Origin of the sequence: Arhodomonas sp. AD133, assembly GCF_051195215.1 — a bacterium.
In the GTDB taxonomy this organism is placed as follows: Bacteria; Pseudomonadota; Gammaproteobacteria; order Nitrococcales; family Nitrococcaceae; genus Arhodomonas.
Window position 1 is genome coordinate 1 of the sequence record NZ_JBNAZM010000053.1, and the last position, 22,466, is coordinate 22,466.

The 22,466-nt window shown below is 64.5% G+C and carries 18 protein-coding genes and 1 pseudogene; 10 read left to right on the forward strand and 9 right to left on the reverse strand.

Annotated elements, in window-relative coordinates; translation table 11 throughout:
* The first annotated feature begins 95 nt into the window (after positions 1 to 95).
* From ACPEES_RS19705 to ACPEES_RS19715, 3 genes are all read left to right on the forward strand, one after another.
* Positions 96 to 1,442 (forward strand): DUF6683 family protein, encoded by a 1,347-nt coding sequence (locus ACPEES_RS19705; protein WP_435105451.1) that lies wholly within the window; start codon positions 96 to 98, stop codon positions 1,440 to 1,442.
* 27 nt (positions 1,443 to 1,469) lie between these two features.
* On the forward strand, positions 1,470 to 1,958 hold the full coding sequence (locus tag ACPEES_RS19710; RefSeq protein ID WP_435105453.1) for a hypothetical protein: 489 nt from the start codon (positions 1,470 to 1,472) through the stop codon (positions 1,956 to 1,958).
* Between the two features lie 473 nt (positions 1,959 to 2,431).
* A complete protein-coding gene (locus tag ACPEES_RS19715) occupies positions 2,432 to 3,391 on the forward strand; it encodes a diguanylate cyclase (protein WP_435105455.1) in 960 nt (319 codons plus the stop codon).
* A 128-nt stretch (positions 3,392 to 3,519) separates the two neighbouring features.
* Here ACPEES_RS19715 and ACPEES_RS19720 read toward each other — a convergent pair whose 3' ends face one another.
* Positions 3,520 to 4,734, reverse strand: a complete 1,215-nt coding sequence (locus ACPEES_RS19720; RefSeq protein WP_435105457.1) for an ABC transporter substrate-binding protein — start codon at positions 4,732 to 4,734, stop codon at positions 3,520 to 3,522.
* A gap of 286 nt (positions 4,735 to 5,020) precedes the next feature.
* Between ACPEES_RS19720 and ACPEES_RS19725 the strand changes: the two genes are divergently transcribed.
* Together ACPEES_RS19725 and ACPEES_RS19730 are read left to right on the forward strand one after the other, a co-directional pair.
* Positions 5,021 to 5,695 carry an HAD family hydrolase gene (locus ACPEES_RS19725; protein WP_435105459.1) on the forward strand — a complete coding sequence of 225 codons (675 nt, stop codon included), beginning with the start codon at positions 5,021 to 5,023 and terminating at the stop codon, positions 5,693 to 5,695.
* A 172-nt stretch (positions 5,696 to 5,867) separates the two neighbouring features.
* Positions 5,868 to 6,209, forward strand: a complete 342-nt coding sequence (locus ACPEES_RS19730; RefSeq protein ID WP_435105461.1) for an SH3 domain-containing protein — start codon at positions 5,868 to 5,870, stop codon at positions 6,207 to 6,209.
* Between the two features lie 99 nt (positions 6,210 to 6,308).
* Here ACPEES_RS19730 and ACPEES_RS19735 read toward each other — a convergent pair whose 3' ends face one another.
* Entirely contained in the window at positions 6,309 to 7,847 is a 1,539-nt protein-coding gene (locus ACPEES_RS19735) for a CoA-acylating methylmalonate-semialdehyde dehydrogenase (protein WP_435105463.1), read from the reverse strand.
* Positions 7,848 to 7,974: 127 nt separating this feature from the next.
* On the opposite strand from ACPEES_RS19735, the gene ACPEES_RS19740 reads away from it, so the two are divergent.
* A complete protein-coding gene (locus tag ACPEES_RS19740) occupies positions 7,975 to 8,856 on the forward strand; it encodes an AraC family transcriptional regulator (RefSeq protein WP_435105466.1) in 882 nt (293 codons plus the stop codon).
* A 6-nt stretch (positions 8,857 to 8,862) separates the two neighbouring features.
* Here the strand turns inward: ACPEES_RS19740 and ACPEES_RS19745 are convergent, their stop codons facing one another.
* Entirely contained in the window at positions 8,863 to 10,023 is a 1,161-nt protein-coding gene (locus ACPEES_RS19745; RefSeq protein WP_435105469.1) for an iron-containing alcohol dehydrogenase, read from the reverse strand.
* A 332-nt stretch (positions 10,024 to 10,355) separates the two neighbouring features.
* On the opposite strand from ACPEES_RS19745, the gene ACPEES_RS19750 reads away from it, so the two are divergent.
* Together ACPEES_RS19750 and ACPEES_RS19755 are read left to right on the forward strand one after the other, a co-directional pair.
* Positions 10,356 to 11,132, forward strand: coding sequence for a ferredoxin--NADP reductase (locus ACPEES_RS19750; RefSeq protein ID WP_435105471.1), 777 nt, complete (start codon positions 10,356 to 10,358; stop codon positions 11,130 to 11,132).
* 472 nt (positions 11,133 to 11,604) lie between these two features.
* Positions 11,605 to 12,990, forward strand: a complete 1,386-nt coding sequence (locus tag ACPEES_RS19755) for an FAD-binding oxidoreductase (RefSeq protein ID WP_435105473.1) — start codon at positions 11,605 to 11,607, stop codon at positions 12,988 to 12,990.
* A gap of 82 nt (positions 12,991 to 13,072) precedes the next feature.
* Here the strand turns inward: ACPEES_RS19755 and ACPEES_RS19760 are convergent, their stop codons facing one another.
* A complete protein-coding gene (locus ACPEES_RS19760) occupies positions 13,073 to 14,089 on the reverse strand; it encodes a zinc-dependent alcohol dehydrogenase family protein (RefSeq protein ID WP_435105475.1) in 1,017 nt (338 codons plus the stop codon).
* Positions 14,090 to 14,228: 139 nt separating this feature from the next.
* On the opposite strand from ACPEES_RS19760, the gene ACPEES_RS19765 reads away from it, so the two are divergent.
* A complete protein-coding gene (locus tag ACPEES_RS19765) occupies positions 14,229 to 15,212 on the forward strand; it encodes a LysR substrate-binding domain-containing protein (RefSeq protein WP_435105477.1) in 984 nt (327 codons plus the stop codon).
* A gap of 227 nt (positions 15,213 to 15,439) precedes the next feature.
* On the opposite strand, the pseudogene ACPEES_RS19770 reads toward ACPEES_RS19765, so the two are convergent.
* The 3 genes and pseudogenes from ACPEES_RS19770 to ACPEES_RS19780 all read right to left on the reverse strand — a co-directional run.
* A pseudogene (locus ACPEES_RS19770) lies at positions 15,440 to 15,544 on the reverse strand (hypothetical protein); the annotation flags it as partial.
* Positions 15,545 to 15,927: 383 nt separating this feature from the next.
* On the reverse strand, positions 15,928 to 16,209 hold the full coding sequence (locus tag ACPEES_RS19775) for a DUF1127 domain-containing protein (RefSeq protein WP_435105480.1): 282 nt from the start codon (positions 16,207 to 16,209) through the stop codon (positions 15,928 to 15,930).
* A 114-nt stretch (positions 16,210 to 16,323) separates the two neighbouring features.
* Positions 16,324 to 17,760, reverse strand: a complete 1,437-nt coding sequence (locus ACPEES_RS19780) for a PLP-dependent aminotransferase family protein (protein WP_435105482.1) — start codon at positions 17,758 to 17,760, stop codon at positions 16,324 to 16,326.
* Positions 17,761 to 18,110: 350 nt separating this feature from the next.
* Between ACPEES_RS19780 and ACPEES_RS19785 the strand changes: the two genes are divergently transcribed.
* A complete protein-coding gene (locus ACPEES_RS19785; RefSeq protein WP_435105484.1) occupies positions 18,111 to 18,881 on the forward strand; it encodes a class I SAM-dependent methyltransferase in 771 nt (256 codons plus the stop codon).
* Between the two features lie 206 nt (positions 18,882 to 19,087).
* Here ACPEES_RS19785 and ACPEES_RS19790 read toward each other — a convergent pair whose 3' ends face one another.
* Together ACPEES_RS19790 and ACPEES_RS19795 are read right to left on the reverse strand one after the other, a co-directional pair.
* Entirely contained in the window at positions 19,088 to 20,374 is a 1,287-nt protein-coding gene (locus ACPEES_RS19790) for an ATP-grasp domain-containing protein (RefSeq protein WP_435105486.1), read from the reverse strand.
* 72 nt (positions 20,375 to 20,446) lie between these two features.
* Positions 20,447 to 22,456, reverse strand: coding sequence for a CocE/NonD family hydrolase (locus ACPEES_RS19795; protein WP_435105488.1), 2,010 nt, complete (start codon positions 22,454 to 22,456; stop codon positions 20,447 to 20,449).
* Positions 22,457 to 22,466: the final 10 nt, after the last annotated feature.

Sequence of the window (22,466 nt, forward strand, 5' to 3'; positions counted from 1 at the left end):
GCAGGCGATGAAACACTGGTACGCTGACAGGCCCGATCTATTTCACAAAAAGCCACGGAATCGTCCGGGACCCGACAGGTAGGGAAATGCATCGCTTGGCGTTCCGGTTGCTGACGTTTTCTGTTCTCTGGCTGGTGTGCGGGTTCACTCCGGGCCTGGCGCAGTCCGGTGGCATGGGCGGGATCATGAGCGAAGTGTTCGACGCCACGCTCGAAGGCAAAGCCGCCGCGAAGGACGTGCCGGAGGGCCGTGCGTCGTTTTTCGTGCCGCAGGAGGCGATCAGCAGAAAGGTCCGCGAACAGATGCTGGCGAAGGTAATCGCCAAGGCGCCGCAGAAGGAACGGCAGATTCGCGAAGCATTCGGGAAGATCGATGTCGTTGCCTATTTCAACCGGGTGGCCGTCGATCTTGGCTATGAGCCCAACGATCTCGCCGTCGCGTTATCCGCCTGGGTCACTGTCTCGTTCGGGATACTGGACGAACGGGAGACGACCGAGGCGGAGGATCGGGCGGTCTGGCGACAGTTCCGGCGCGTGATCAACGGCAATCCGAAGCTCGCGAATCTCTCCAACGCGGAGAAGCAGACGGTTGCCGAAATCTTGATGTGGACGGCGGCCATGTCGCAGCACGACTATGAACAGGCCAGGGCCGGCACGCCCGGATATGATCTGGACAAGGTCAAGGCATACGTGCGCGAGAACCTCGCACAGTTCCACCTGGATCCGGAGCGGTTTACGGTCACGAACCTGGGGATTACGCCGGTCGCCTCGGCTGGAGGCGAATCCCGGGCAACGGCTGCGGACCCGGAACCGTCGGGATACACGACGGTTCCGGTCGCGAAGATGCGGGCGGTGTCTGAGACCATCGAGGCCGTGGCTTTCATGGACGTCTATCGAGGGGGCGGGTCTGATACGGCGCCGGTGCTGCTCTTCGTCAATGGCGATGCCTGCACGGACATGGGCTTTCTCTCCAGTACCGAGACAGTGGAAGCCCACAAGGCCGCACATCCTGAAAAATGGACGAAGTGGCGGCGCCACGGTGGCACGCTGCAGATTCTCAAGAGCAAAGGCTGGTCGGATTTTCCCTATCAGAGCGCATACGGGCCGCTCGAAGAAGGTTATCGGCTGAGCCGGCGATACAAACGGTCGAACTTCATCAGTTCGGGGGCAGGCGACTGGGCGGCGGCGTCCAATACCTACGAGTTCCATGACGACGGCACGTTCACGCATGGCCGTTCCGCGGTTGCGAACTCCAGCGTCAGCGACACGAGCGCGACCGTGGCCAGTGTGCCGGACGACCAGCGCGGGGAGTACTACGTAGACGGGTACTACCTCACGCTCTCCTACGCCAATGGCGAGCGCGTCGTCAAGGCCATCGTGACTGACGATCCGGAGAAGGCCGAGGTCATCTGGCTGGATGGGTACAGCTATGTCGACTATTGAGTCCGGGCCGGTGAGGGCGCCTCGTCCATGACGGGCAAGCACCGGGTCCGGGGTCTAGTCGCTGATGCGTTGCTGGTGCTTGTCGCGACGATGCTGGGTGCCTGTTCCGGTCCCGCGCCATCGATGCCGGCGCCGCCGGCAGTGTTGGAAACCACCAACGAGTATGCCTTCTCGAGCGCTACCCGCTGTATAGACGGGCAAACGTGGGGTGAGGTCTGGGACCGTGCCGTGGGCGAATTCGGCCGGCAGGGTCTGCGGATCGAATCCTACGTCATGTCCCGGCACGAATCGTGGGATGAGCTGAAGGCCTATTACGCCGAGCGTCTGGTGAGCGATCGGGGCTGGCGTGCCGATGAGACAGTGGTCTTCGGTGCGGAAGCGTTCATCTGGAGTGATTTCGCGTGGTCGTTTGCGTTCCGTCGCGACGGCTACGTGATCGCCCTGGTCGGGTTGCGTTCGCCGCATGGGGAAGGTGGATATATTCCGGTGAACGTCATTACCAACATTCCGGAATAGGCCACTGCCACTGGCTCAGGGCAGCGAGTGGCGACGTCGGCAGTCTGGTGCTGGTTGCTCGGCCTGTCCGGAGAGGATGGTGACGACACTGGCAGCGACGCGAGCGGCTATCGTGGCGGCGTGGCTTGTGGCCACCGCTCGATGGCCTTTGGTTGTCAGCGTCGTCGCCGAAGGGGGGGGCGGAGTCGCAACGAGTCTCTGTTCGGGACGCGGGGAAGTCCGGGGTGGGACCGGGCATGGTCCAGATCAACGTGGTTCCGCATCCGACGTCGTCGTGATCTCTCCCGGTGGCGATCACGCCCGCCGTTTCTGCGACAATGGTGGTCACGGTATGTGTCACGTTCCACAAGTGGTACCAGCGCACGATGCGGGAAAACCTGGAGTAAGTGATTAATGGGCCAGGTCATGGGCTATGCGGGTGACGCCATGAATGGGAACTGAAACGATGCTATGCGCAGGCCGGGGGGCAGGGCATGAATGACCGGGATACCAATGCCTGGCGGAGTGGCGGCTCCGGGGGTGGTGCCGAGTTCAATCGCTCTCTCCTGGAGGCCATTCAGGAAGCGTCTCCCGACGGTATTCTCGTGGTCGATGAGAATGCCGCTGTCGTTACCTACAATCGGCGCTTCCTGGAGATATGGCGTATTCCCCATGAGCGCGTGAAGCCCGATGAGGCCATGAATGGCGCTATTCCCGATTATCCGATTCTCATGACAGTCATGCAGCGGGTAAAGGATCCGGACAGTTTTATTCGAAACGTTCGGCGACTCTACGAGAACCCAAGTGTGAGTGAGCACACCGAGATCGAGCTGAAAGACGGTCGGGTGGTCGAGCGTGACTCGACGGGGCTAGTCGGTGAGGATGGCGCCTATCTCGGTCGTGTCTGGTTTTTTCGGGACATTACCGAGCACAAGCGCACCGAAGCGATGCTACGGCATCTTGCCTCGCATGACCCGCTAACCGGTCTTCTGAACAGACGCAATTTCTATGACAGAGCTGCCGAGGAACTGACGCGGGCCGCGCGCCACCAGCGTGACGTCGCGTTGCTGATGCTGGACCTGGATCTCTTCAAGTCCATCAATGATCGTCACGGGCATGCGGCCGGTGACCGGATACTCGAACAGATCTGCAGCCGGTGTGGTGATTCCCTGCGTACCGAGGATATCTTCGCCAGAATTGGCGGGGAGGAGTTCGCCCTGCTTATGCCGGATACGGATCGCCAATCCGCGGCAGCGGTCGCAGAGCGATTGCGGCGGACGGTTGCCGAAGACGCCGTTGTTTTCGAAGGTAAGGCGATATATTGCACTGTCAGCGTTGGCGTGACCATGATCCGACCGGATGAGTCCCGCGTGGACGATGCGTTGAGCCGCGCTGATAAAGCGCTCTACCGAGCCAAGAGCCGGGGCCGCAATCGGGTCGAATGTGACCCGTGATCGCCTTTGCGGGTGTCGCCTTTCGGTGGGCGATTCGTGGCACCCGGTGGTTTCCTGCAACCACCGGGTGCCGGCTTCGGGCTCTCCGGGCCCCGTGTCCGTGCAGGGGCGCTATCCGGACCGCTTTGTCAGCTCCCCGCCGACACCAGGGGGCATCCGCCCTGGTCCATCGGCCGGAATGCCTCCTCGCCGGGGATCGTCCGTAAGATTCGCAGGTAGTCCCAGGCGCCCCGGGATTGCGTAGGCGATTTGACTTCGGCCAGGTACATGTCGTGAACCATTCGGCCGTCCGGGCGAAGCTGGCCGTTGGTGGCGAAGAAATCGTTGACGGGGCGTTCACGCATTGCCTGCATCACCGCGTCACTGTCGTCGCTGCCGGTATCCGCGATCGATAGAAGGTAGTGGCGTACCGCGGAGTATGCGCCTGCCTGCGCCATGCTCGGTTTGGAGCCGGTGCGGGCGGTGAAACGCTCCGACCACGCGCGTGTGTCTTCATTGCGGTCCCAGTAGAATCCGGTGGTGAACTTCAGGCCGGCAGTGACGTAGAGGCCCAGATGGCGAATGTCGGTCAGAAACATCAGCAGCGCCACCGGATAACGCTCGCCGTTTTGCAGCCCCAATTCGTAGGCCTGGCGGATCGTGCGCTGCAGGTCTCCGCCGGCATTGGCCAGCGCGATGACGTTGGCCTCGGAAGCCATCGCCTGCTGGAGTTGCTCTGAGAAGTCCTCCCCCTGGTACGGTGTCAGCGCCCGCCCGACGACTTCGGCGCCGCTTGACTCGGCTGCGCCACGGGCTTGCTCCTCCATGGTGTAACCGAATTCGTAGTCGGCGACGAGGAAGAACCAGCGCTTGCCGCCTTCCTTGACGACGGCGTTTACCGTACCCGCGGACAGGGCCCAGGTGTCGTAGGTCCAGTGAATACCGTAGGGCGAGCAGGCCGGTCCGGTGAGGTTGGCGGTGGCCGAGACGGTATTCATGGTTATCAGGCCCGCCTGTGCACCGTACTCCTGGACGGCCAGGGCGGTGTTTGAGCCGACCATTCCGGTGAGCATGTCGATGTTTTCCTGTTCGCGCAGGCGGGTGGCGACGTCCACCGAATGTTCCGGGTCGAGGCGGCTGTCCTCGACGATGATCTCGATCGGCTGTCCCGCGACCTCCCCACCGACATCCTCCACGGCCATTTCCACCGCCGAGACGAGGCCCTGGCCGGCGAATTCCGAATAGATACCGGTGAGGTCCGTAACCACGCCGATCCGCACGACATCCCCGGAAACCTGGGCCTGCGCGGCCAAGGGCGTACCCAGGAACAATGCCATCCCTAGACTCTGGGTGATATTGCGCATTTCTCCATCCCCACAGTTTTTGTGTTCGTATTCGTTATTCGGCTTGCCGGCATCGGCCGTCCATGGCGCCGATACGGTCAGGCGTGTGCCGCATTCGTGTGGCAGGCGCTTCACCGAAGACCGGTTTGCCGGTTCCCACCATAGCCGGGTCAACGGTGTCAGGAGAAGATGTAATGCACATTCGGGCAGTCGCCTCGCTTCCGGGGCAGCGCGACCGAGGGTTGTCACTGAGTTACCCTGTTGCCGACGACACGCTACCGACGCACTGGCAGGGAAAGGAACCGTCATGACCCGCAACGCGCCCGCATTCATTTTCGATCTCGACGGCACGCTGATCGATAGCGTCTATCAGCATGTCCTCGCCTGGCACGACGCGCTAAGCGAGGTGGGTATCGAACTGTCCGTCTGGCGCATTCATCGCCGCATCGGCATGAGCGGCGGGTTGTTCACCAATATGCTGCTACGCGAAACCGGTGCCGATCTCGACGAAGCGACGGTGGCGGAGCTGCCACGACTGCACGCCGCCGCCTACAAAAAGCGCGCGGACAGCGTACGGGCGCTGCCCGGGGCCCGCGCGCTGATCGCGCACCTGCGCGAACAGAATATCCCGTGGGCAATCGGCACCAGCGGCCGGATCGAGACGGCGGGCCCGTCGCTGGGCATGCTGGACGTTGATCCGGAGCGCGACGTCGTGGTCACCCGCGACCAGGTGAAGCACGCCAAGCCGGACCCTGACCTGTTCCTGGCCGCCGCCGAAACGCTCGGCACGGATATCCAGGACGCCATCGTGGTCGGCGACAGCATCTGGGACGTGCTCGCGGCGCGCCGGGCACGGGCGCTCGCGGTGGGACTGCTCTCCGGCGGTTACGGACAGGACGAGCTCGAACGTGCTGGCGCGTATCGCGTCTACGACGATCCCCAGGATCTGCTGACGCACCTCGACGAAGTCGGTGCGCGCTGACGGGGGACGCTCGGTCTCTTCGAGGCTGCCTTCTGGAACGCCGAGCCATCGAAGCGTGATGGGGGACGGGGCGTTGGCGTCTACCGGAACGCCCATGGGGCGTTGGGGCCGTATGCGGTAATAGCGCCGTGCCGTTTTTTGCGCCTCGCTTTTTCGTGAAGGAAGCATGGACATGGAATGCGTCGTCATAGCCAGTTACCAATCCCATTATCCGCACCCGATCGCGTTTGAACCCGGCGACGAAGTCGCGGTGGGGTGGGAAGATCCGCATTATCCGGGTTGGATCTGGGTAAGAACCTCCACGGGCAACCAGGGGTGGGCTCCCCTTTCCCGTTTGAATCGACTAAATGGATCGGATGTTGCGGTTGCGACGCGAAGCTACTGTGCGCGGGAGCTCGATGTCGCAGTCGGCGAACGCGTGACGCTGAAAGAGACCGTTTGCGGCTGGTGTCAGGTTGTCGACAGTGTCGGTGTTAGTGGTTGGGTGCCGGAAGGCTGTCTGGAGTGCGTTTGACACGGGATGAATGGCTTACGTGACTGTCAGTGCCGGTGAGCGCGAGGAATAGGACCGGGTCCGATGCGGTCAACGGGCCCGGTCCGCGGGCGTGTGTGTTTATCCCATTGTCGGCATGGCGAAGTGATTCTCGGCACGCACGCCCTTGGGCCAGCGTGACGTGATGGTTTTCACCTGCGTGTAGAAGCGCACCGCTTCCGGGCCGTAGGCGTTGAGCACGCCGAAGCGCGAGCGTTTCCAGCCGCCGAAGCTGTGGAACGCCATGGGCACGGGGATCGGTACGTTGATGCCTACCATGCCGACCTGAATGCGTTGGGCAAAGGTGCGTGCGGCGTCGCCATCGCGGGTGAATATGGCGGTGCCGTTACCGAACTCGTGCTCGTTGATCAGGCGAACGGCATCGTCGAAATCGTCGGCGCGCACCACGCTGAGAACGGGGCCGAAGATCTCTTCGTTGTAGATGCGCATTTCCGGGGTGACGCGGTCGAACAGACTTCCGCCAATGAAGAAGCCGTCCTCGTGGTCCGCCACCCGAAGGTCGCGGCCGTCGACCACCAGCTCGGCGCCCTCGCGCACGCCGAGCGCCACGTAGTCGCGGACCTTCTCCAGGTGCTGCCGGGTGACCAGCGGACCCATGTCCGGCTCGTCGTCACGGTCCAGCCCGTTGCCCACCTTCAGGCTCCGAAGACGCGCGCTGAGGTGGGCGACGAGGCGGTCCGCGGTCTCCTCGCCGACGGGCACGGCCACCGAGATCGCCATGCAGCGCTCGCCGGCCGAGCCGTAGGCGGCGCCCATCAGCGCGTCCACCGTCTGATCCATGTCCGCGTCGGGCATCACCACCATGTGGTTCTTGGCACCGCCCAGGGCCTGAATCCGCTTCCCGTGCGCCGAGCCGGTGGCATAGATGTACTCGGCGATGGGGGTGGAGCCGACGAAGCTGATCGCGCCCACGCGTTCGTCCGTGAGCAGGGTGTCCACGGCCTCCTTGTCACCGTTGACGACGTTGAACACGCCATCCGGGAGGCCGGCGCGCGTCAGCAGCTCGGCGAGGAACAGCGGCGCCGATGGATCGCGTTCCGAGGGCTTGAGCACGAATGTGTTGCCGCAGGCGATCGCCATCGGGAACATCCACAAGGGCACCATGGCCGGGAAGTTGAACGGCGTGATCCCGGCGCAGACGCCAACGGGTTGCTGGATGGACCAGGAATCCACATCCGAGCCCACGTTGACGGAGTGCTCGCCTTTCAACAGATGCGGAATGCCGCAGGCGAACTCCACCACTTCCAGTCCCCGTGTCACTTCACCCCGGGCGTCGGAGAAGACCTTCCCGTGCTCCCGGCTGATGAGCTCGGCGAGCGTGTCCAGGTTATCCTCGAGGAGTTGCTTGAACCGGAACATGACACGCGCACGACGTAGCGGCGGTGTCGCGGCCCAGTCCGTCAGAGCGGCTTCCGCGGCATTGATGGCGGTGCGTGTCTGTGCCGCATCGGCCAGTGCCACCTCCGCGGTTCGGGTGCCGAGTGCCGGATTGAACACATCGCCCCGGCGTTCACCGCGGTCCTCGACCCGTGCCCCATTGATGAAATGGTGCAGCGTTCCGGACGCGTTCGAATGGATCTCCCGTGCGGTGGTGCTCATGTGGCGTCTCCCTTGGTAGCGGGTATGAAGGGTTCTTGTACCACTGGCCATGACGGCCCCGAATTGACGATACTGGCGCTGTAATGGACTATCTTGCACATCGCCTTCCAACGAAGGTCACGCCGCGATGACCGGTCCATCGAGCTGGCCGCTGCCGTCCGACGGGGTCAGATTCCTGGTGCCTGTTTTCCTGCGTGAACGCCTGGCCGCGCTCGCGCTGACCCGCGGGCTCTACCCCCATGCCATGGGCTATTACCCGAAGGCGCATGGGCATCGGGTGCAGCGCGACGAGCATGGCGACCATCTGCTGCTGTACTGCGTCGAGGGGCGCGGGACCCTGGAGGTGGACGATCTGACGTGGTCGGTGGGGCCCGGGGATCTGATGACGCTGCCCCGGGATCTGCGCCACGGGTACGAGGCATTCCCGGACGATCCATGGACGATCTACTGGGTGCACTTCGACGGTGATCTGGCGGGGGAGTTCTGGCAAGCCATGGGTTATCGCCGGGAGCGGCCGCTGGTTTCGCTGGGGACCTCACCCAAGCTGCTGGCGGACTTCGAGGCGCTTCTCGGGGTGCGGCGCAGCGGCTATAGTCCGCCGGTATTCGTGCATGCGGCGAATCATCTGCGCGAGATGCTCAGCTACCTCGCGGTAGTGACGCCGAGAACGCAGATGCGCCGGGCGGGCGAGTTCGACTTGGAGTACGTGCACGCACTGATGCAGGCACACGTCGATGGCCACCTTGATCTCGAGATGCTGGCCGCCCGCTGCAGGCTTTCGAAATACGCCTTCGCGCGGAAATACAAGCGGCTGACCGGGACGTCACCGATCCAGCACTTCATTTACATGAAAATGGAGCGCGCCTGCTATCTGCTGGACATTTCGCAGCAGAGCATCCAGCAGATCGCCTACGAGCTCGGCTACGACGATCCCTATTACTTCTCCCGGCTGTTTCGCAAGGTCGTCGGCGTTTCGCCCAGACAGTACCGCGCCATGCGGTATGGCTGATGCCCGTCACGCGTAGCACTGCCGGTAAAGCGTGCGCATCTCCTCGATCGACGGAATGCGTGGATTGTTCGCCGGTGAGCCGGATGCCTCGGCCTGCTCGGCCATGGTCTGCAGCTGCGCGAAGTAGTCGTCCGCCGGTATCCCGTACTGCTGCGGCGTGGGAACGTTCAGCTCACGGTTGAGCGCGGTGAGCGCGTTCACCAGTCTGGATACCGCAGTCTCCGGGTCATCCGTGGCACCCGCCACGCCCATGGCACGTGCGCACTGCGCGTAGCGCTCAGGATCGGCTTCGGCGGAAAATGCCGTGATGCGGGGTAGCAGCATGGCGTTGGACAGGCCGTGGGGGACGTGGAACAGTGCCCCGATGGGGCGGCTCATACCGTGTACCAGCGCCACCGATGCATTGGAAAACGCAATCCCGCCCTGGGTCGCCGCAAGCATCATCGCTTCCCGGGCGTCGCGATTGCCGGGTTCGTCATACGCCTTGCAAATGTTGTCGTACACCAGTCTCATGCCGGAGAGTGCCATGCTGTCCGAGAATGGATTGCGACGGCGGGAAACGTACGCTTCGATGCAATGGGTCAGGGTATCGAGTCCGGTATCGGCGGTCAGGCGTTTGGGCATCGTGAGGGTGAGCTCATAGTCCACCAGTGCCGCGGTCGGGCAGAATGCCGCGCCGGCGCAGAGCATCTTTTCCTTGGTCTCGCTATCGCTGATTACGGTAAAACGGGTGGCTTCCGAGCCCGTGCCCGCCGTCGTGGGAATCGCAACGACGGGAAGACCGGGCGTGTCGTTGCGGTGCGGCACTTTGTAGTCGCGCATTTCTCCCCCTCTGGCGGCGAGCAGAGCGACTGCCTTGGCAGTGTCCAGGGGGCTGCCGCCGCCGATGCCGATCACGCAGTCATGGTCGTCTCCGCCGAGTGCAGCAACGGCCGCGCCGACACAGGCACTGGTCGGGTCGGGGACGGTCTCCGAGAATAGGCCGCTCGCCATGCCGTTTGCCCGCAGCGAGCGTTGAAGCTCATGGACAGGGCCGTGCTCCAGCATGAAGGGATCGGTAATGATGAACGGACGCTGCAGCCCGAGACGCTGAAGCACGGCGGGCAGCTTGGCGCTCGCCCCGGCGCCGATGTCGAGTATCCGGGGGAGAACGATGTCAGCGGTCATGATTCGACTCCTGTGTGTTCTCTCGAAAGCACGCCCTACGTGCTGCCAGGCATGATCCTCGGGATCCACGGACCATGTACCGGCAGCGTATACGCGGCAGACGCGGGTCAGGATTGAGAGAAGTGACGGGAAGATGGACGATATTGCGCTAACGTCCGTGTTGCCCGGGGTGTGGCGTCGGGAAGCGGGTGAGGCGATGCGCCCTGCCGTGGCACCTGCAAGCTGTTCGGCTAGTAAAAATAATCGTTCGCATTTACAATGCCGTCCGGCAGATAGAGACACCCTGACGTGGGCATACCCGTTTCACAATTATCGGAATTCATTTGCTGCCTATGAGCAATTTGCGAACCGAACGTGTCGTCGACGTTCACCACTGGAACGAGGGCTTGTTCAGTTTCACGACCACGCGGGATCGGGGGCTGCGGTTCGACAACGGCCAGTTCATCATGCTCGGCCTGGAGGTGGAGGGTAAGCCGTTGATGCGGGCATACTCGGTCGCCAGCGCGAACTGGGAAGAAACCCTGGAGTTCTTCAGTATCAAGGTGCCGGATGGCTCGCTGACCTCGCGTCTTCAGCACCTCAGCCCCGGCGATGAGATCGTGCTCTCCAGCAAGCCCACCGGCACGCTGTTGATCCACGACCTGCATCCGGGCCGGAACCTCTATCTCTTCGCCACGGGAACCGGGCTGGCGCCGTTTCTCGGCATCGTCAAGGATCCCGAGACCTACGAGCGCTTCGATCGGGTCGTGCTCACCCACGGCGTACGACAAGTCAGTGATCTCGCCTACTACGATTATCTGACCGAAGAGCTGCCCAACCACGAGCTGTTGGGCGAGATCGTCGCCGAGCAGCTTCTGTACTATCCGACGGTGACCCGGGAGCCGTTCCGCAATCAGGGGCGACTGACGGATCTCGTCGTCTCCGGCAAGCTCCAGGCGGATCTCGGTCTGCCGCCGCTGGATCCGGAGCACGACCGGGCGATGCTCTGCGGCAGCCCCTTCATGCTCGATGAATTCCGTACCATTCTCGACGAGCGCGGATTCAAGGCGGCGAAGCACATCGGCGACGTGGGCGATTACGTGTTCGAACGGGCATTCGTCGAGCGCTGACGCCCGCGCCCTGCCTCGCGGTCAGCGAGCACGTACACGGCTTCGACCGTCTCGTCGGCGGTATGTCGCATACCACGCCATGCCGGGCTATCGTCATGTCTGAGCCCCTGCCCCCGTGGTTGCAGGGCGAGGTGCCTCGCTCAGCAATCGCTCGAGGCGCTGGTTCACGAGCGTGCGGGCGGCAATACCGTCGCATGGCTCACCAACCCCGTGAACATCGGCATCGCGATGAAGTAGGGTCGCCGCATTCCGGCCGGCGTTTCTCTGCGCCGTTCGCGGACACGTGGACACTCCGACTCGGTCCGCCGAGCGGTAGCGCTCGCGCCTTGTGACGGCGTATTCGCGCGCTATACGAGGAGATACCCGACGCACTTGCCACGGGGCGTCTCCCGACTCCCCCCACGAATGAAGGTAGACAGCGCGTCGGTCCACCAGCGATTGGCTGTCCCAACGAGACGGCCGGGAGGCAGAGATGGCGCAAGCTCAGGGGGGCGAGGCCGGGGCTCTCGCGCAACGCATGCAGGGAACGGTAGTTCTTCCCGGTGACGACACGTACGACGAAGCGCGCCGGATATGGAACGCGACCATTGACCGCAAGCCCGCCATCATTGCGCGCTGCGCCTCGGCTGTGGATGTCGTGGAGGCGGTGAAGTTTGCCCGTGAGCACGAGATGCTGGTCTCGGTTCGGGGCGGTGGCCACAACATCGCCGGCAATGCCGTCTGCGACGACGGCTTGGTGATCGACCTGTCGGCGATGAAGTCGGTTCAGGTGGATCCGGATGCCCGGCGGGCGTCGGTCGAGCCCGGTTGCACGCTTGCCGATGTCGATGCGGCGACTCAGGCACACGGGCTCGCAACCCCCCTGGGAATCAACTCGACCACGGGCGTTGCCGGATTGACGCTGGGTGGTGGATTCGGGTGGCTGAGCCGGAAGTACGGCATGACCGTCGACAATCTCATCGCCGCCGACGTCGTCACGGCCGACGGGAAGCAGGTGCACGCGAGCGAGGCGGAGAATCCCGATCTCTTCTGGGGGCTTCGGGGTGGTGGCGGCAATTTCGGCGTCGTTACCCGGTTCGAATTCCAGCTTCATGCCGTGGGCCCGGAGGTGTTGAGCGGGCTGATCGTATTTCCGTTCGAGCAGGCGCGATCGGTGCTGACCGAGTTCGCCCGCTTCACCGAGCAGATGCCCGATGAGCTCAACGTCTGGTTGGTTACCCGCAAGGCGCCGCCGTTGCCGTTTCTGCCCGGTGAGGTGCATGGCCGGGAGATCGTCGCGCTTGCGCTGTGCTATGCGGGCGATCCCGCCGACGGCGAGCGGCTCATCGAGCCACTGCGAGGCTTTGGCACGGCGTATGGCGAGCATGTGGGTGTACAGCCCTACACCGCCTGGCAACAGGCTTTCGATCCGCTTCTCACGCCCGGTGCGCGCAACTACTGGAAGTCGCACAACTTCACGCAGATCGGCGAAGGCGTCACTGAAGCGATTATCGAATATGCGGCCAGGTTGCCGTCGGCGCAATGCGAGATCTTCATCGGCACGATCGGTGGCCAGACCGGGCGGGTGGCACCGGAGGCGATGGCCTATTCGAGCCGCGATGCCAATTACGTCATGAATGTGCACGCACGATGGGACTCGGCAAGCGAGGATGCGCACTGCATTGGCTGGGCCCGGGAGTTTTTCGCGAAATCACAGCCGTTCGCCAGTGGCGGCGCCTACATCAACTTCCTGACCCAGGACGAGGCCGATCGAATCGGGGCCGCCTACGGGCCGTCCTATGGACGTCTGGTCGAGCTCAAGAAGCAATACGACGCGACGAATTTCTTCCGGATGAACCAGAACATCAAGCCCGCCTGAGAGGTGGTCAGACTTCGTCGGAACAGCGACGGCGGGAAGCACCGCCGCTGTTCCTGGTCACTGTCCGACGTTTCGGGGTGCGCTATTGCGCGACGTCGATTACCACCTTCCCGAAGTGCCGCCCTGACTCCACGTAGTGGTAGGCCTGCGGTGCTTCGTCGAATGCGAAGACGCGGTCGACAACCGGCCGGATGCCGCTGACGGCGACCAGGCGGTTGAGGTCCTCGAACATCGCCCGGCTGCCGACATAGATGCCGGTCAGACTTCTGGCGCTATGGATCAACGCGCCCGGAGGGACGTCGCCGCCGAAGCCGGTCACGCCGCCAATCACGGCGATTGTTCCGCCCATGGCGGTCGCAGCGATAGAGCGGGGTAGCGTGCCCTGGCCACCGACCTCCACAACCAGATCGACGCCACGCCCGTTCGTGAGTCGCAGCACTTCGTTCTGCCATTGCGGCATGTCACGGTAGTTGATGGTCGCCTCGGCACCGAGCTCCCGCGCGCGTTCGAGCTTGTCGTCGCTCGAGGAAGTGATAAAGGGGCTCAGGCCGGCCGCCTTGGCGAGCTGCAATGCCCAGATGGATACGCCGCCTGTGCCGAGCAGTAGCACACTGCTGCCGGGGCGAAGTCCGCCTTGGGCGAACAGGGCATTCCAGGCAGTGACCGCCGCGCAGGGCAGGGTGGCGGCCTCGGCGAAGCTCAGATGTGCCGGTATGGATACGAGGGCGTCCTCGTGTAGCACCACCTCTTCGGCCAGCATGCCGTCGGTGGCGCCGCCGAGCGCCCGGGCGGTTTGCTCGGGTGTCGGGTGGCCGCTGAGCCAGTCCGGAAAGAATATGCCGGCAACACGGTCACCTGCACTGAACCGGCTGACACCCGCACCGGTCTCGACCACTTCGCCGGCGCCGTCCGATGCGGGAATCACCGCGGATTGGCTGGCGCTGGCGTAGTCGCCCCGGGCGACCATGAGGTCGCGGTAGTTGAGCGCGACGGCGCCCACGCGCACGCGTACGTCCCGTTCGCCCAGCGGGCTGTCCGTGAGTTCGAAAGTTTCCAGCCCGTCGAAATGGCTGCCGGGAACGATGCGATATCCCTTCATGATGCCTCCTGTGTTTTGGGAATGTGCCGCGTGTGTTCGCGATCACTCGCGGGCCACGATGCACAGGGTACGTTGAATTCATTTCGCGAATGCGGGTAATTTGTCCCTTTTTTGTAGCGTAAATGGAACCAATAAGCCCATGAGTGTTCGGCTCGGTGGCATCGTCGAGTTCGTGCAGGCCGTGGAGTGCGGCAGCTTCGCGCTGGCCGGCGAGCGGCTGCACCTGTCACGGTCCGCGGTCGGAAAGACCATCGCGCGGCTGGAGGAACGGCTCGGCGTTCGCCTGTTTCATCGCACCACGCGCACGCTGACGCTCACCGAGGACGGTGAGATTTACTACGAGCGCTGCTTGCGTGCGCTCGCGGAGCTCGAGTCGGCGGAGGCGGCGTTCGAGTCGGGGCGGCGGGAACCCACTGGGAAGCTGCGCGTCACTGTCCCCGTGTTGTTCGGCCGCCATTGCGTTGCACCGTGTCTGGTCGGGCTGATGCGTGAGTATCCGGCGCTAACGGTGGAGATGGCGTTCAGCGATCGCCCGGTGGATCTCATCGCGGAAGGATTCGACCTGGCCGTGCGTATTGGCCGCCAGCCGGATAGCGCGAACCTCGTGGCGCGGCATCTGGCGGTTCAACGCATGGGCATTTGCGCATCACCGTCCTACCTCGCGGCGCACGGCAGACCCGGGAGCGCGGACGACCTTCTCGGGCACTCCGGCATCGTCTATGCCCGTGACGGCTATGATCGGCCCTGGTACGTACGCGACGGCAATGGTGACGTGCGCGAGCTGCGCATGAACGCACGGCTGCGCATGGACGATCTGCAGTCCATGGTGGACGCCGCGGTCGCCGGTGCTGGGCTGGCCTGGTTGCCGTGTTGGTTGATCGCCCAGCACGTGCGCGAGGGCACGCTGGAATTGATAACCGCCTGCGAGCTGGTGCTGCCGACGGAGATTCACGCGGTGTGGCCGCAGACGCCGTACCTGCCGTCGAAAACCCGAGCGGTGATTGAGGCATTGGCGCGCGGCGTTCCGGAGCTCATGGGCAGTGGCGAGCGGCCAGCGCTGGGCGAGTTAATGGGAGACGGTGTCAATGGAGCGTGCAGTGAACGGGCTACACCTGCGTCGTAGCCGCTCGCCGCACGCCGTCGTGGGAGCGAAGTGGCTGATTTGCCACCGCTTCAGGCAGCGAGATCCTGGTGGTCAACGTCGCCTCGAGCGGCCGGCGTGACACGCAGCTCGCTGTCCATCCGCCCGAGTCCCGGGCCGGTCGTCGTCGGGCTCTGCATGACCTCCGGCCGCCCGTAACGCACGCACTCCTCGATTTGCGCACGGGGAATGCCGAGATCGGCGAGCTCATAATCACTGTACTGCTGGAGCTCCCGGATCGCCCGGCGAATCTCGCGCTCTTCGTCGCTGAGCATAGCGGTCGGCAGGAGACGGTGAATCGCTTGCTTGAACATATCGGTTTACCTCCGTAGCCGAATACCTTGCTGTCGGTTGTCACTATAGCGATTTCGCATTGGATTTGCTGCATCGCAACATCACAGGATTCATGACAGAAGGGAAAAGACACGGTTCGCACGGTGGGCGCTCACCGTCCTGCGCACGCGCAAGGGCGCCTGGAGAGGGAGGCGTGAATCGCTGAGTGGTGCCGTGCGCCGAGGCCGCCGCACCGATAGGCCGGCGTGATCTCGGCCATCAATGTGACGGTCTATTGAGCAGGCGGTGTCAGTGTCCCGCGTGGCGGTGCGGTCGACGGGATCAGCGCGCCGCGGCGGCAGACGTGGCCCGCGGTGGGCCTTTCATGCGGGATGCACGTCCGCCGGAAGGCTGGCGGTGTGGGTCAGGCCGCCAGGTCCCGATGGTCGAACGCGTCGTTGCTGGCTGCAGCGTTCTGTGCCTGCGGATTGGCCGTGCGGTGCATCGGGCCGGTCGGGGCACTGTGGTGGTCCACGCCCGGACGCCCGTAGCGCACGCACTGCTCGATCTGCGAGCGCGGGATGCCGAGGTCACTGAGCTCGTGATTGCTCAAGGACCGCAGTTCCCGGACGGCATGGCGGATCTCGCGCTCCCGGTCACTGGTGATGCAGGCGGGTAGAACACGTTGAAGGAGTTGCCTGAACATTGCGGTGGGCCTCCGCGGTTAGCTGTCTCGAAGATTGTGCCCATTCTAACCGTTTTTGTTGCACCGCAGCAGAACAGACGTTTTGCCTCATGGGCACAGATGTGAGTTTTCCCGCTACCAGACCGTGGCGATGGGAGCCGCTTCACGGGCAAGCTCGCCGAGTCGGGCCATTGCGGCTTCCACCTCGTCCGTCCACGGTTGCGCGCAGTTGAGCCGCAGGCAGTTCCGGTAACGGTCGGCGGGCGAGAAGATCGGCCCCGGTGCCACGCTGATGCCGGCCGCGAGGGCCTGGCGTTGCAGGGCCATGGTGTCCGTACCTTCCGGCAGCACCACCCAGACCACGAATCCGCCGCGTGGTCGCGTGATGCGCGTGCCGGCGGGGAAATGACGCGTCACGCGGTTGATCACGTGCTGGACGTGCCGTTCGTAGCGGCGGCGTACCTGGCGAAGAAAACGGTCGTAGCCGCCCTGATCCAGGTAGTCGGCGACGGCGAGGGTGAGCATTGTCGGCGTGGCCTGGCTGGCGGCGTACTTCAGGTAGGTCACGCGGTCGCGATAGCGGCCGGGCGCTACCCAGCCCACGCGCAGGCCGCAGCCGAGGGTCTTGGAGAACGAGCTGCAGTAGAGCACGTCGCCGGTTTCGTCATGTGCTTTGGCGGCCCATGGCCGCGGGGCGTCGAAGGGGAGCTCGCCGTAGACGTCGTCCTCGATCAGGGGAACGCCGCTGGCCCGCAGCAGCGCGACCAGCTCGGCTTTGCGCGAGTCGGGGGCCAGGTGACCCAGCGGATTCCCGAAGCTCGGCATCATCACGCAGGCACGCACCGGCCACGCGGTCAGCGCCCGCTCCAGCGCCTCGGGGACCATGCCCGTCGCCGGATCGGTAGCGACTTCGAGCGCGCGCATGCCCAGGGATTCGATGGCCTGCAGGATGCCGTAGAAAGCGGGTGACTCGATGGCGATGACATCGCCGGGCTCGGCGACGGCGCGAAGGCTGACGACCAGCGCTTCCTGGCAGCCGCTGGTGATGACGATGTCGTCAGGACCGAGGTTACAGCCGGCATGCGCCATGCGCCGGGCTATGTGCACGCGAAGCGCCTCGCTGCCAGGCGGGAAGTCGTAAGCGGCGATACGGCGTGGCAGGCGCCGGCGCACCCGCGCGAATGCCCGGTCCAGGGCGGCGGTGGGCAGAAATGCCGCATCCGGCGCGGCGGCGCCGAAAGACACCACGGATGGGTCATTGTGCGCCTGCACCAGTGCCAGCACCCGTTCCTGGCCCGAGACCAGCGACGGACCGTCCGCGGGCGGGCTCGTATCCGGCGCCGATGGGACGTTGAGCGCGGCGTCGCGCACGTAAAAGCCCGAGCGTGGCCGGGCCTCCACGACCTCGCGTTGCTCCAGCAGCTCGCAGGCCGCTTTCGCCGTGGCGATGCTCACGCCGAACTGGCGGCGCAGCGTGCGCACGCCGGGCAGGCGGTCGCCCGGCGCGTAGGTGCCGTGCTCGATCTGCGCGACGATCTGTGCCGCTACTTGCTCGTAGAGATACTGGCCCATGCTGCGTTGTCTTCCACGACACCGGTGTCACGGGGCAGCCCGCGCCGGCACCTTTATGGGGTCTGGTTCAGGCTCACAGGTTGCCAGACAAAACTGTGATGGTCTCCATTTGTCATAACTGAATCTGTGTCTTTTCCGCTCTCTGCCCTAGGGTAGCTGTCGGTCGTGGTCGGACACCGGCCTCCGAGTGCCACTCGGTGCCGGTCAGGGTCCGCCGCTCCCATCGCTGACCACCCGGCGGGGCGGTTCCGCCGGGCGACGGCCAAGCCGTCTACCGATGGGCGGGCAGGCCCGTCGGAGCGCGCCTCCGTCGGGCCGATCGTGACCACGCAATGAGTGAGGAATAATCAATGTCCGCGGTGCTCAATTCCGACAAGGGCAATCAATACCAGCAGTACACCCCGAGCTTTGCCGACTACTGGGACGACCTGGTCGGCTGGGAATCCCGGCTGGCGCGCGAGGGGGCGTTCTACAACCGCCTGCTGAACGCCCACGGCGCCCGCGACGTGCTCGATATCGCCACCGGTACCGGCGTCAACGCGGTTTCGCTGGCCCGCGCAGGCTTCCGGGTGACGGCGGCCGATGGTTCCGAGAACATGATCGCCAAGGCGCAGGAGAACGCGAAGGCCTACGGTGTGACCTTCGCCGATACCCATGTCGTCGACTGGCTCGCGCTCGACGAGACGCTGGGTACGGAGAGCTACGATGCCGTGGTCTGTCTCGGCAACTCGTTCACCCACCTCTTCGACCATGAAGACCGGCGCGATGCGCTGCGCGCGATCCGTCGCGTGCTTCGTCCGGGCGGCATGCTGATCATGGATCAGCGTAACTACGACAGCATGCTCGACGAGGGTTACAGTTCGAAACACGAGTTCTGCTATACCGGCGATGGCGTCGACGTCGGGCCGGTGGAGCTCACCCGGACGCTGGCGAAGTTCCAGTACGTCTTTGCCGATGGCGCGACGTTCCAACTGAACATGTATCCGTTGCGCCAGGACTACCTGACCCATCTCCTGGAAGATGCCGGCTTCGCCAACGTCGAGCGCTACGGCGATCTGCGCCGCCCCTATGACCGCGGCAATGTGGACTTCGTCCAGCAGGTGGCGTTCCGGCCGTTGTAAGACGATGGCCACGCACGCGCGTCGGGCGGCCCATTTAGGGAAACGCCGAGCGATTTCCGCGTGCCTCTGCGTGCCACGGCGACGGTCTGGCAAAGCGGCGTTCGCAGTGAATGGCCGTAGCCCTTTACGAAAACGTCAACGCAGTCCAGACGCCGCTGTGGCACGCCCTTCGGGGCCGCTCGGGCCAGTACGAACCGATCCAGGACTCAATCGGTGCGCTCGATTTCGAAGGTGAGTATGTCGAGCGCGCGGTGATACTTCTCCAGCAGCTCGAGCTCGTCGGCGCCGCCGACGAAGACATTGGCCACTTCGTAGCTGTAGCTGTCCTCGTTGGTCAGTTCGCAGAGGCGTTGGCCACGGCGCACGCGTACCCGGACACTCGTACCGGGTATCTCGTCGGCGACCCGTCGGCACTCGTCGGCGCTCGGCACCCGTTTCACGCGGCCGTCGTGAAACACGCGCACGTGACAGTTCGCCGCCATGGGGTAAGATCCGGTCGAAGGGAGCGGCGAGGGATGGTAGCCGAGTGCGATGTCGAGCGCATGCTTGTGATGTGAGACGCCGTGGACCAGCTCGAATATCTCCGTGTGGGCCTGTGACAGGCGTGGGTTGATCTCCAGCAGCCACACGTGATCGATCGACTGGTCCCAGAACAGCTCCGCGTTGAAACAGGCGTTATCCAGTCCGCTGCGACGTACCGCCCGGCAAGCGATGTCCGCCATGCGCTGCTGCACGGCAGTGGGCAGCGAGCAGGGGTATTGATAGCGGGCGAAGGAAGAACGGTCGCGCTCGCGAATCGAGTCGACGACGCCATAGATCGCGGGTTCACCGTCCCATACGTACCCCTCGGCGGTGCACTGCGCGCCTCCTATGAGGCTCTCCGCCAGGCATGTCTCGGGCATGTCGGCGATATCCGCGGGCATGTGATATGCCCGCAGCAACGCACGAAAAGGCTCGACGATATAGCCGGCGTGGGCACAGAGCTGAGCCGTGCATGCGAGGAATTCGGGTTCGTCGTTGACGAGGAACCCCATGTAGGAGCGATACGACTTGATCGGCTTGACCCAGAACGGCGGTGGCATGGGCAGGCCGGATCCGCCGGTGGCGCTGCACGGATCGAAGGCCCGAAAGCGGGGAATGTGCTCCGGGATGATCGTCTGCTGCTGGCGCCGGCTCCAGTACTTGTGCTCGCACTCGAGCACGCTACGCAGGCTGGGTCCGGGAAGCCCGAAGCGCGCGGCGAGGATCGGCACGAGTGTTGAGGCGGGGAAGTCGAAGTAGGCGATGACCGCCGACGGGGGGCCGTTCGCCTGCATTCGTTGCGCCGCCGTGTCGATGAGCGCCGGGAGATCGTAATGGTCCACCCCGCGAATGTCCCCGATCTCGAGCGCGGCGTGAAATGTGCAATCCGCCGCCCGCGGAAGGCGGTGCAGGTGTGCCAGATTGGCAGCGTCCAGCCCCACGACGAAGACCTTCCGCTTGTCGGAGCTCATTGCCGGTCCCACTCCCGGGGCGTTGGTGGCGTTGCCGGAGCACGCGCCCCTTGCCGCGGTGTCTGTTGTGGTTCAGATGTGATCCCGAGGGATCGTCTCGTCCCAGTTGTTGGCGAACACGCGCGTATCCCCCTCGTAGGCGTCCAGTGTTGCCCGTATGCGAAAGTGCGTACGGCTTGACGTGAGCACCGTGTGGGTGTGCGTCTCCACCTGCCAGCCCGGGCGCCCGAGTGCGCGTAGCGCGCTCACTTCCCCGCGCACCGTGTCGTAGTTGTTGCTCTGGTATGAATAGCGCTCGGTGACCTCCGATCGCAGGGTCAGGTCGATGTCATCCAGGCGGTAGTGCTTGTCATTGTTGGTAACGAGCAATGCGGCCTCATTGGTTGCCAGGTTGTAGTTGACCTGCCATTCGCGGTGTGCCGGGGCCAGCAGTGTCGTCGGGGGGGACTCGGCGACGCGTGCGATATCGAACGCCAGTGGGTCGCCGTCCGTCGGCTGTGGCCGATAGACCGGGAGCGTCAGGTGGCTGCCATGGGTGTGCAGGGTGAGTGCCGGTGGCTCGGGCGCCGGCCAGGCCAGCGGCCAGTATGAAGTGGATACCGCCACCCGCAGGCGATGCCCCGCCGGGAAATGCTGGGCGACATAATTGAGCGGTATCATGACCGCTTCCCGGTGGCCGGGTATCAGGGGCTCCGGCGTCTCGTGTCCGAAGCGGTGGGAGAGATTCAGCAACCCGTAGGTAACGCGGTTCACGGCCCCGTCGGGTGCGATGTCCGACAGGCGCGCGGCGATCATGGCCTGGGGCCGGTCAGCGGTTAGTGTCACGGTCAGCGAGGGCGCGCCGAGGATGTAGAGATCCTCTTCCAGCGGTGCGCTGTCGAGCAGCAATGAGCCGCCGTCCTCCTCGCGCTGGTCGGTGGGCAGGTCCGTGGATTCGGCATAGCTGCACCATTTGCCGGCGAACAGCCCGACACTGAGCGGGCTGCGCACCTCGAGCGCCTCGTCGCTCACGGTTGTCGCGGACGCCTCGATGCAGCCGCGTGAGATCGCGAAACGCCGGGCCCGAACCGCCTCGCTCGGCCAGTTCTGGACTGCCACCCAGTGTCCCGGGCGGTCAGTCAGCAACGGCGAGACGCTGTCCTGCATCCAGACCTGAAGCATGGGATCGGCGTCCACGGAGGCGTCGCCATCACCGAGCCAGCGATCCCACCAGCGCACGCACTCGCCCAGGAAGTCCATGCTCGGTCCCGGGCCGCCCATGTGCGGGTACTTGTGGCCCCAGGGACCGACCAGACCGCGCCGCGGCACCTGCAGGTTTTCCATGAGGTGAAAAACGGTGTTGGTGTAACCGTCCGCCCAGCCGCTAACGGCGAATACCGGGCAGCGGATGGCGGTGTAGTCCTCGCACACGGAGCCATGTTTCCAGAACGCATCGCGACGCTGGTGGTGCAGCCAGTTGGCCAGCCACAGGCCGCTGCTCTGCAGGCGATCGAGCCACAGCGTCCGCCAGCGCTCGCCCACCACCGCCGGATCCGGGGGGCAGGAATTATAGGCGAACATGGTCGATGCCCAGGAGAGGTTGTCGGTAAGCAGGCAGCCGCCCATGTAGTGAACGTCGGTGGCGTAACGGTCGTCCGATGAGCAGACACTGATCACCGCGCCGAGCTCCGGCGGTTGCAATGCGGCGAGTTGCAGTGCGTTGAAACCGCCCCAGGACAAGCCGAACATGCCGACTCGGCCGTTGCACCAGGGCTGCCTGGCGAGCCATCGGATGACCGCCAGGCCGTCGTCCAGCTCCTGCGGCAGGTACTCGTCCTGCAGTACGCCGTCGGAATCGCCGCTGCCACGCAAATCGACGCGGACACCGGCGTAGCCCTGAGCGGCGAAGAAGCCGTGAATGCCGGCATCGCGCACGGCTTTGAAGTCCCGCTTGCGGTAGGGGATGTACTCGAGTACCGCCGGCACCGGCCGTTGCTCGGCGTCGGCGGGCAGCCAGATCTTGGCGGCCAGGCGGTAGCCGTCGGCCATCGGAATCTCGACGTGCTCGATGACGCGGATGGGGTGGGGGCGGTCGCGGTTCATGGCCACTCCA